General features: G+C 30.7%; 13 protein-coding genes and 1 pseudogene. 1 reads left to right on the top strand and 13 read right to left on the bottom strand.

Features of this window, described 5'->3' with window-relative positions; translation table 11 throughout:
- Positions 1-42: 42 nt before the first annotated feature.
- The 13 genes and pseudogenes from C6H17_RS11465 to C6H17_RS11415 form a co-directional block, all read right to left on the bottom strand.
- Complete coding sequence (locus C6H17_RS11465) at positions 43-450, bottom strand: hypothetical protein (RefSeq protein WP_005219898.1); 408 nt, start codon at positions 448-450, stop codon at positions 43-45.
- Complete coding sequence (locus C6H17_RS11460; RefSeq protein WP_020995754.1) at positions 447-1,067, bottom strand: hypothetical protein; 621 nt, start codon at positions 1,065-1,067, stop codon at positions 447-449. Before C6H17_RS11460 ends, C6H17_RS11465 begins: the two co-directional genes overlap by 4 nt.
- Positions 1,064-1,210 carry a hypothetical protein gene (locus C6H17_RS12355; RefSeq protein ID WP_020995755.1) on the bottom strand — a complete coding sequence of 49 codons (147 nt, stop codon included), beginning with the start codon at positions 1,208-1,210 and terminating at the stop codon, positions 1,064-1,066. The genes C6H17_RS11460 and C6H17_RS12355 overlap by 4 nt, the downstream gene beginning before the upstream one ends.
- Before the next feature lie 328 nt (positions 1,211-1,538).
- Positions 1,539-1,739 carry a hypothetical protein gene (locus C6H17_RS11450; protein ID WP_051355115.1) on the bottom strand — a complete coding sequence of 67 codons (201 nt, stop codon included), beginning with the start codon at positions 1,737-1,739 and terminating at the stop codon, positions 1,539-1,541.
- A gap of 272 nt (positions 1,740-2,011) precedes the next feature.
- Entirely contained in the window at positions 2,012-2,371 is a 360-nt protein-coding gene (locus C6H17_RS11445; protein WP_051355116.1) for a hypothetical protein, read from the bottom strand.
- Complete coding sequence (locus tag C6H17_RS11440; RefSeq protein ID WP_051355117.1) at positions 2,344-3,300, bottom strand: hypothetical protein; 957 nt, start codon at positions 3,298-3,300, stop codon at positions 2,344-2,346. Before C6H17_RS11440 ends, C6H17_RS11445 begins: the two co-directional genes overlap by 28 nt.
- Positions 3,266-3,589: an Eco57I restriction-modification methylase domain-containing protein gene (locus C6H17_RS13585; RefSeq protein WP_418904717.1), complete on the bottom strand. Its 324-nt coding sequence runs from the start codon at positions 3,587-3,589 to the stop codon at positions 3,266-3,268. The genes C6H17_RS11440 and C6H17_RS13585 overlap by 35 nt, the downstream gene beginning before the upstream one ends.
- A gap of 460 nt (positions 3,590-4,049) precedes the next feature.
- Positions 4,050-4,670: a hypothetical protein gene (locus tag C6H17_RS11435; RefSeq protein ID WP_158655028.1), complete on the bottom strand. Its 621-nt coding sequence runs from the start codon at positions 4,668-4,670 to the stop codon at positions 4,050-4,052.
- A 280-nt stretch (positions 4,671-4,950) separates the two neighbouring features.
- A complete protein-coding gene (locus tag C6H17_RS11430) occupies positions 4,951-5,172 on the bottom strand; it encodes a hypothetical protein (RefSeq protein ID WP_004084737.1) in 222 nt (73 codons plus the stop codon).
- 133 nt (positions 5,173-5,305) lie between these two features.
- A pseudogene (locus C6H17_RS11425) lies at positions 5,306-6,020 on the bottom strand (AAA family ATPase).
- 170 nt (positions 6,021-6,190) lie between these two features.
- Positions 6,191-6,658 (bottom strand): Fic family protein, encoded by a 468-nt coding sequence (locus tag C6H17_RS13160; protein ID WP_223808388.1) that lies wholly within the window; start codon positions 6,656-6,658, stop codon positions 6,191-6,193.
- A gap of 54 nt (positions 6,659-6,712) precedes the next feature.
- Positions 6,713-6,898, bottom strand: coding sequence for a hypothetical protein (locus C6H17_RS13155; RefSeq protein ID WP_040463355.1), 186 nt, complete (start codon positions 6,896-6,898; stop codon positions 6,713-6,715).
- Positions 6,899-7,111: 213 nt separating this feature from the next.
- Entirely contained in the window at positions 7,112-7,381 is a 270-nt protein-coding gene (locus C6H17_RS11415) for a hypothetical protein (RefSeq protein WP_005219907.1), read from the bottom strand.
- Between the two features lie 978 nt (positions 7,382-8,359).
- Between C6H17_RS11415 and C6H17_RS11405 the strand changes: the two genes are divergently transcribed.
- Complete coding sequence (locus C6H17_RS11405) at positions 8,360-8,869, top strand: Hcp family type VI secretion system effector (protein ID WP_004084744.1); 510 nt, start codon at positions 8,360-8,362, stop codon at positions 8,867-8,869.
- The last annotated feature ends 193 nt before the right edge of the window (positions 8,870-9,062 follow it).

Genomic DNA, 9,062 nt, shown 5'->3' with positions numbered 1-9,062 from the left:
CTACCTTTTTAGATTCTGTGCTTATTATAGCTAGAATGTAGTTTATATAGCCATTTTATTTGTATATTTTATTTCTTTAGATTTTGTATCCTTTTGTTTTCTTTTTTCTCCAAATAAAGTAGCAGAAAAGCCTGATTCTGTGTTAGGGCAGTGTTTTAATAAATCATACTTTTCAAAAAACCTTTTAGATTGGAGTGGGGAGAAGTCGCCTTTGAGTGTGCCTACTTTTATTTCATCAGTTTGTTTGTGTGGATTTAATTTTACTGCAATATATTTGTTATAGGTAATATCTAAAATATCAGTTTGAGCGATGATGGGAGTCGATTCTCTGTTTATGTCTTTTAAAATCTGTTTATCAAACCTTTTGCCTATTAAATCATAATATCCATACGCTGCCTGAGCTAATTCAGCGTTATCTTTGAGTTTGCTAATCATTTGCTTATTTGTCATTGTTTAAATCCTTTGGGTGTCATATTTTCTTTTGCCACATCAACACAAGCCAATGTTTTTTCTATCCACATATCACCGTAACTTAACAAATTTGTTATTTCAAAAAAATAGCGTCTAGTGTGCCAAGAAATATTAATTGCCATTTGATTAATATTATAACGATTTATTTCCGCTTCATTGCTTAAAAAACTCGCTACCATTCCTAAACGAGAATTTATTTCCTTTTCTTTTGTTAAAGTTGCATATTCATAAATTCCTTGTCTGTAATACCCGTGTTCTTTGGTAATTTTCCACTTCCTTTTATTATCGTTATTATTATTCAATTCCTCCCAATCCAACCTATCCAAATCCGTATCAAAGTAGCTTAGAATCTTGTTGTATTTTTCCTCGTTATTTGGAAGTTCATTAATCTTACACATATTTCTAAATTGCCAATAACTAGGCTCTAAATAAAAAGAATAAGGTGTATAATAAAATACAATTAAGCCCACTGCTCCAATAAAGACTAAAAACTTTGAAACCTTTTTCTTTGATTTGAATATGATTGTATATATACTTTTAAGTATCAGATAAGAGAGAATGGTAGAAAATGTGGTAAGAAGCAATATGTGTATCATTGGATTATTTCCTTAGATTCTTTATCTTTTAATACAATAAACGCTTGATTAACACCCGTTGTCATTAAATCATAATATCCATAGGCAGCTTGAGCGAGTTCGGCAGCATTTTTCATTTTATTTATTAATAGCTTATTTTCCATAAATTTCTCCTTTTTGCACCTTGCTATACCAATCCTTGTCCCATTTGTTGTAAAAATCAGTGCAATTTATATAAAATTCATTCCATTTAAGTCCATACAAAAGAGCGTGAACAGTGGGATAATACTACCAGAATGCCAAGTGGCAACATTATTATAACCATTTTGCTTTTTGTAGTTGTCTATATTATTCTCATTGCCTATGCCTTTCTCATAAAATTCATATTTCATTTTACACATTTTCCTAAATTTCCAATAACTCGGTTCTAAATAAAAAGAAAGTGGCGTGTAATAAAATATCCCTAAGCCCATAAGAATCAAAAATATTTTTTCATTCGACTTTCCCAATTAACTTTATTATAACTTGAAAGAGACAAGCGTGGAAACCTTCTTGCTGCTTATTATTCTTTTGTAGATGAGAATCATCATAATATGGTGTAACATCAGTATTAAAAGTTTCGTTATAAATCTTTTCTATTGCATTTCTGCGTTCATAATCTTTGTATATCCATTCTTTAAAATTAAACTTCAATTGTTCAACTTTTGTGTTTGCAAGAGTGCCTTCTTTTGCATTAATTCTCTTACCTCTTTATCATTTTTCATGTATGTATCATAGATTTTAATAGGCTTTCGCTGCAAAGCATGTTCTATAAGCTTTGCAACACTTATACACGATTAGTTGCATAATTTGTTCGTGCTTTATTGGAAATTACATCATTAATTTTAAAAGTCCATTCACCTGTTTTGTCATTATAGTGTAACACAATTGTTTCTCTTGGGGATTCTAGAATCTGTGTAAAAAAATCATAATAGATAGGACATAGGAATCCACGCTGCACCAAATTCAGCGTTAATCTGTGTTGCTTTTAAATCCTTAGGCAATATTTGTTCTAAACTTTCTAAATTAGATTCCAAGTGCATTCTTAAATCATTTGACATGGAACTTTGCATATCCTCTAAAATTGCCTTTACTTCTTTATATTTTTTCTTAACATTACCTGACAAATAATGATTGGCAAGTATATACTCAGATGGATTATTATGATTAATAAAAATAAGTTTCTCATGGAGTAATGAATTTTTTATAGAATCTTTTGAGTATTGGGTAATTTTATTTGAAGAATTATTTATATCATTTACACTCTTTTGCAAAAGCTCTTGCATATAGTCCAAACTATATTACCAAATTCATTTAAACTTGCAATTAATGCTTCCTTAGGAGCATGAGCAACAACCTTTGTGTATAGGGCTATTGTTCTTTTATAAAAAATATCAGATTTTTCTACACTAGGATTCATAGGTGCTACACCATGTTTTATAGCCACACTTTTTGAAATGCCTTTATTATAATTCTTTTCCAAAGCTAAAATCTTATTGCTATGCCTATCATGCCTAAAGGCTTTCTTATTCACATCTCTATTAAGATAGCCTTCTGTTTTTACAAAATCATCATAAAGTCTATTTAGTTTTTGTCTTAACGGATCTAAAACTTGATCCTCTTGGCTATTCTTTTCTAAAGTTATTAAAGAATTTAAAGTATCCCTGATGGCAATCATCTTTACAATGCGTGTTTTATCTTTTTGATTAGGAATAAGCGGAATAACTACTTGAATATTATCTTGTGTTTCTAATTTGGTTTTTTGATAAATTTCATCCTCCAAAACAAAATAATTACCACTTTCTATAGTTGCCAAATAATCTTTTATGTGTTGGTATTGTAAAGAATCTTTTGGGATTATTTTCATGTCTTGCTTATAAGTAGTTTCTCTATATCGATAGACATCTTTAGGCAAAGATTTTATGAAAGCATCAAGTTGTAATGTTAAGACTTTATCTTTATTTGGAGTACATATAATCTTGTAATCCTTATGTTCAGTTGTAACAAGTTCTAAATCTCCTGCAATATGTTGTGGGTTTAACAAACATTCGTTAATGTTATACTCTTTACCTTCTCTTTGAATATAGCTTTTACTCTCAATCCAATCTTTGTTGCTTGTTGCATCAAAACCTTTTTTAAAGAGCACTATATCAGTTGTTACACCTGTATTTGCTCTACCCTTAAAAGTATTGTTTGGCAATCTTATTGCATCCAAAAAAACTTGCTTCCTTTGCGATTAATTCTCTTACATGGTTTTGCGTTTTATCTAGGAATCTATCAGAAACTACAGATGCAATAATTCCATCTTGCTTTGTATTTTGGATAGACTTAGCAACAAAATAATCACAAACCAATAATCCATTTAAATTAACATTCAATTCATCTGCGATCTTCTTTTCACCATAAGGTGGATTACCAATAAAAGCATCATAATCTCTATTAAATCCATGATTCTGAAAGCCACCTAAAAATATTTCTTGATTAGGGTAGAGTTTCTTTGCTATTCTGTAAGTAATATCATCTAATTCTATTCCACTAAAGGCATAATTATTGCCATATTTATGTGCATGTGATAAAAATGAACCAATTCCAATTGAGAGCCCAAAGATTTCTTTTGTATGTGGAGTATTATTTAATCCTAGTTGTTCTAATCCCTTATAGATTGCACCAATAATGATCTCTGGTGTATAAACGCATCTTGTGTTGCATTTCTAGCTCTTTCATATTCTTCTTTACTGAGAATTGATTGTAAGAGCTCATATTCTTGCTGCCAATCCTTATTATTTATATCAAATGCCTGTGGAATTCCGCCCCAACTTGAAAAAAGATTGAGTACTTTTTGTTCTTCTAGTGTAGCATATCGTTCTTCTTACTCTAATTGTTTTAACAGAGTAATTGCCTCTATATTCTTATTGAATCTTGATTTTGGAGAACCAATGTGTGGATCTCCATTCGCTCTAAAATCTATTCGTAAGGACTCTTGCTCCACGCTTTTGGATAATTCTTGGCGTATTTCTGTATGATCGGTAGGATAAACTTGTAATAATTCATTTCCCTCATCTGTGCTATATCCAAGTCCAAATAACCCTCTTGCTTCAACTTCTGTGCTTCGTTGCTCTCTAGTATTTCTAGTTCGTAATTCCTTTGTTCGCATAAGGCTTTGCGTATTTCTGGATTGTGAATCCCTAAATCTGCCATCATTCCCCTCAATAATACATCCACCGAATGAGTATCTTCATTCCATAATTGTCGTAGAGATCCGCCCTCCAAGTGTTCTCGCACCTCATTGTGAGTATTGCTATGTAATCTTGTTGTGGCAATAGTCTCTCTAATCTCTCCATGTCCTTGTCGTCTGGATAGGTATAATTCTCTTGTGCTGGTATCGGATAGCCCTCTTCCTTTCTCTTCTCTTCCAGCAATCTCTGTTTCATCATGTTTTCCCTCTCTTCCCATTTCTCCTTGTTCATAAGAGAATAAAGATTGTCCTCCATACGCATCCGTGTGTCTATTTGTTCGAGTGTTTTTAACTCGCATGAGTCCATCATTTCCATCATAAACAACACTTTTTCTTTGTTTGTTTGCCACTTTGTCTTTTCCCAATATTCTACTGGAAGTGTGAATATATTCTGCGGTGTTACTTGTTACCTCATTTCCTCGAGTGTTATTTCCTTGTTCATTAACTTCTCCTTGATCTAAAGTTTTAAAATTATGCTTTATGTCTTGCTCGATGAAATCAAATAAACTTCTACCTTGATATAAATCTTTTTTTGGTCTTGCCATCGTCTTTCCTTATGTTTAATGACAAGAACTATAAAATAAAAAGGTAAGAATTTTAATATTTGATACAATGCAATACTTAAATTTATTAGGTATTAAAAATTTTAAATCGCATATATTGCGATACATTCATTTTTAACTTTTGTGCTTCAAGGCGTATTTCATTTAATTCATCTTCTGTAAAATTGATTGTAAAGGGTTTGTTCTTTTTTGCCTTTTTTAAAACGATGTTTGTGCTTGTTTCACCACGAGCACTATTAATAAAACTTTCCTCAGTATTGCCTTGTTCGCTTAGTTTTTTAAATCCCATATAATTCTCCTTATTCATAAATGATAAACAATTGCTCTTTGGAGTCATTCTTTATCATTTTATACAACATTATACTATATTAATATAATACATATATTATAAATATAATCTAAATATATTAAACATTAAATAACTAAGTAATATTAATGTAATTTACATACATATTACATAAAATATTTTTTGCGTTTGTAAGTAATTCTTGATAGAATGCCTCAAAATCTATTAAAGCTTTATCAGAATTATCACAATACTCTTTTATACTCTTGCCCTCAATAACTGCCTTACGATAAGCCTGTCTTTCATAGATAACAGAATCTCAGACTTTTACATCTTCTAAGCACATTTCTTGTTTTGTAACATGAATATAATCTTTAAGATTTCTCAGTTCTTTTGTAAGAAATGGATTAGGTGAAACACGATTAACCAAAATAAGCGAGAGTAGCTTAGGGTTTAAATCCTTTGCTTCAGCATAAAGTTCTAACATATGATCTAGCACATTGACATCATATTGTGATGGAATTGTGGGGATAATGATAATGTCTGATACCAATATTGCCTTTCTCATCTCCTTAGAATCTCTTCCACCTGTATCCACTATAATGCTATCAAAATGGCTACGCATACGCTTAATCTCATCGCCTAGACTTATACCAGTTTTTGAAACACTAGAAAAAAAGTGGCTCTAAGTTAGCTTGACCTCTCATATCTGAAAACACTTCAGTTGATTTTTGTGGATCTGCATCCACTAATAAAACATTATCTCCATCTTCTGCAAGTCGTGCAGCAAGATTAACTGCTAGGGTTGTTTTACCGCTCCCGCCTTTTTCATTTACAATCGAAATAATCATGCACCAATCCTATTTATATTATTTACTTGATGTAATAATATTAAATAGTGAATATCAATATAAAAAAAATATAACACTATAATACACATATATAATATAGTTATAAATAGTCTATATACAATATTATATATGTATAATAAAAGTATATTTTATGTATTATACATGTAGTTTTATTTACTAGAAATTAATGCTAAACTCTGTGCTTGGCATTCTTGCAAAAATAGTGTAAAGGCGGTAATATCATTTTGCATTTGACATTGTTCTAAAAGTTCCAAATATGCTTTTCGTTGTTCGTTTATAATAAGCGGAGGAATAAAATCATTTTGAATGGCTTGATATGTCATAATAAGTCTACCTGTCCTCCCATTACCATCAGAGAATGGATGGACTTTTTCAAAACTTATATGAAAATAGGCAATTTGTTCTAAACTTAAAGCATTACTAGGATATAAAAAAAGCAAATTCTCTAATTCTTGGGCAATAAGGTGAGGCAGTGTTAATTTTACTTGCAAACCTATAATCTTTGCCTGATTTGTCCTAAATGCACCAATAGGTTTAGCAACTAAATGCGGCATAACCTTAAAAGCATTTTCAAAAATAAGATAATGAATATCCTTAATAAATGAAGATTCTAGAATCCTACTCTTATCACTTGCCTCTCTTATAATTACATCATAAGCATTTGCAAACCCTCAAACAACAAGTTGCTCATCAAGAGGCTTATTATTTGCCGTCTTACCACTTTCAAGTAATGTTTTTGTTTCTCCAAAGCTTAGTGTCAGTCCTTCAATAGCATTACTATGATGAGTAATGTTTATACGCAGTGTTTTAAAAAGCCTCTCTCGCTCTAATACAGATAGTTGACTTAATGCAAACATTTCATTCCTTTATATTTTCGGTATTTATCTCATTAATCTCTATTAATCCCAATATCTGCCCATCGCACATTTGTATTGGGTTTTTCTGATCTTTCTTTGAATATGTTAGGTAATGCATTTTGTTGCAAAAGCATTGCAACTTGTGGTTGGTTATAAACCATAGGGAGCTTGGGCAATACTCGCACAAATTTTCTATTGGTGGTAGCATGGATGTTATATCGTGCTCGTTTTGCTTTTTTCTATTTCTATTAATATTGGACTCCGATAAGATTCTCTGTCTATATCCCTTGTCATAATTTTGCTCGGTAATTCACTGCAATCTATTTGCCTATTTTCTTCAGTATCTGTTTGATTGTTATTCTTATTTGTGAATGCTTGAATAGGATGATTCACTTTTTCTCGTGTATCTTGAGAGAATTTTAATAAATCAGCACACCCTACAAAACTCATCAAAGATGTTGAAAGCAATGTAAAAAAGCCCATGTTGTATAAATGGCATACCACTCCTTTTTTTGTATATTAATTTACATACACAAATATTATACACAATATCAAAAAAAATACTTTTGAAATATTTTTTAATTAAATTCTTTGAAATAGTTGTGTTTTTCCACCCAATAAATTTTGTAAAAATTCTTTACTTTGTTGTATTTCTTTGGCTTGGCATTTGATAACCTTTATCCTCTTTCATTTTTGTTCCTAATCTTTTTTACTTTTATTTCAAGTTCTGGTAGAATTTCGCTAAAATGTTTCATAGCAGTTTGTGCTACCTTTTCTCTTTACTATTTGTGTCGATATTTTTCATTATCACCTCTCTTCCCTATTTGTATTCTAAGCTCTGCTGATAAAATATCTTGGATTTTCATTAAATCACTTTTTGATAATTCTCTAAAAATAGTTTTGTTGGTTTCTTGATATAGATTATTAAAAGTAGTATGAGCGTGATAATTTTTAATTACTTTACCATTAAATTTACTCACATGTTATTCATCTCTATAAATGGAGATATATAATATATTTGCCTTTTTTAGTTTGGGCATTTTTATTTAAGATTCTCAAGAGCCTTTTTTGAGATCTTGCATTGTATGACCTTTTTATATTCATTATAACTTCTTTTACTAAACTTACATTTGACCTTGCTTTATTCTGTGGGCTTGTAATTTTATGTCAATTATTGCTTTTTTCTCCAAGAGTTCTTTTTGTTTTCTGTCTTCTCTTTTTTGACTTAATCTTTCAATTAATTTTATAATGCTTTATCGTTATAATTATCAGGGATAGGTAAAAGTTTAACAAAAATAGTAAATGCGTAGTAGGTGATGTCTTGGAGATAAATACTTGAAATAGAATAACTATGGAAAATTAAGATTCAATTTAAGTATTATAATTTTATGGTATTTTTCTGCATATTGACCAAACCCTATTATAATATCAAGAATTATAAAACCTTAACAAAGGATGCGTATGGCACAACCAGCTTATATTAGGATAGAAGGTGTTACTCAAGGTCTCATTTCCAGTGGAGCTTCTACTGAAGCAAGTATTGGTAATAGATATCAATCAGGACATGAAGATGAGATAATGGCTCAAGAAATATCTCATATTGTAACAGTTCCAACAGATACTCAAAGTGGACAACCAAGTGGTCAAAGAGTGCATAAACCTTTTGTTTTCACTTGCTCTTTAAATAAAGCGGTGCCGCTTTTATACAATGCTTTAACAAAAGGCGAAAGATTGAACAATGTAGAGGTGCATTGGTTTAGAACATCAATGAGTGGTGGAGCCGAACATTATTTTACAACAAAGCTTGAAGATGCTATTATTACTGATATTAATCTTGTTATGCCTAATGCGCAAGATAAAAACAATAATGATAAGACAGAGCTCTTTCAAGTTTCTTTAAATTACAGAAAAATCATTTGGGAGCATGTTGTTGCTGGAACGAGTGGAAGCGATGATTGGAGAAATGCTTAGAAGTAAGTGACACAAGCCAATATTTCTCTATCAAACCTCTAGGATTAGATGGGATTAGCATTACACTGGATTATTAAAACAAAACTATTTAAAAAATAATTCATCTCGCAAATAAAATTAGAGTTTTTCTTATGCTCTTCAATCATATTACTTCTTAATTACCAAAGGGTTATTATGCAATCTTATCTCTCAC

Origin of the sequence: Helicobacter rappini (assembly GCF_900198625.1) — a bacterium.
GTDB classification, from domain to species: Bacteria; Campylobacterota; Campylobacteria; order Campylobacterales; family Helicobacteraceae; genus Helicobacter_A; species Helicobacter_A rappini.
Note: the sequence above shows the minus strand (reverse complement) of the source record. Positions and strands in the feature narration are given on the sequence as shown.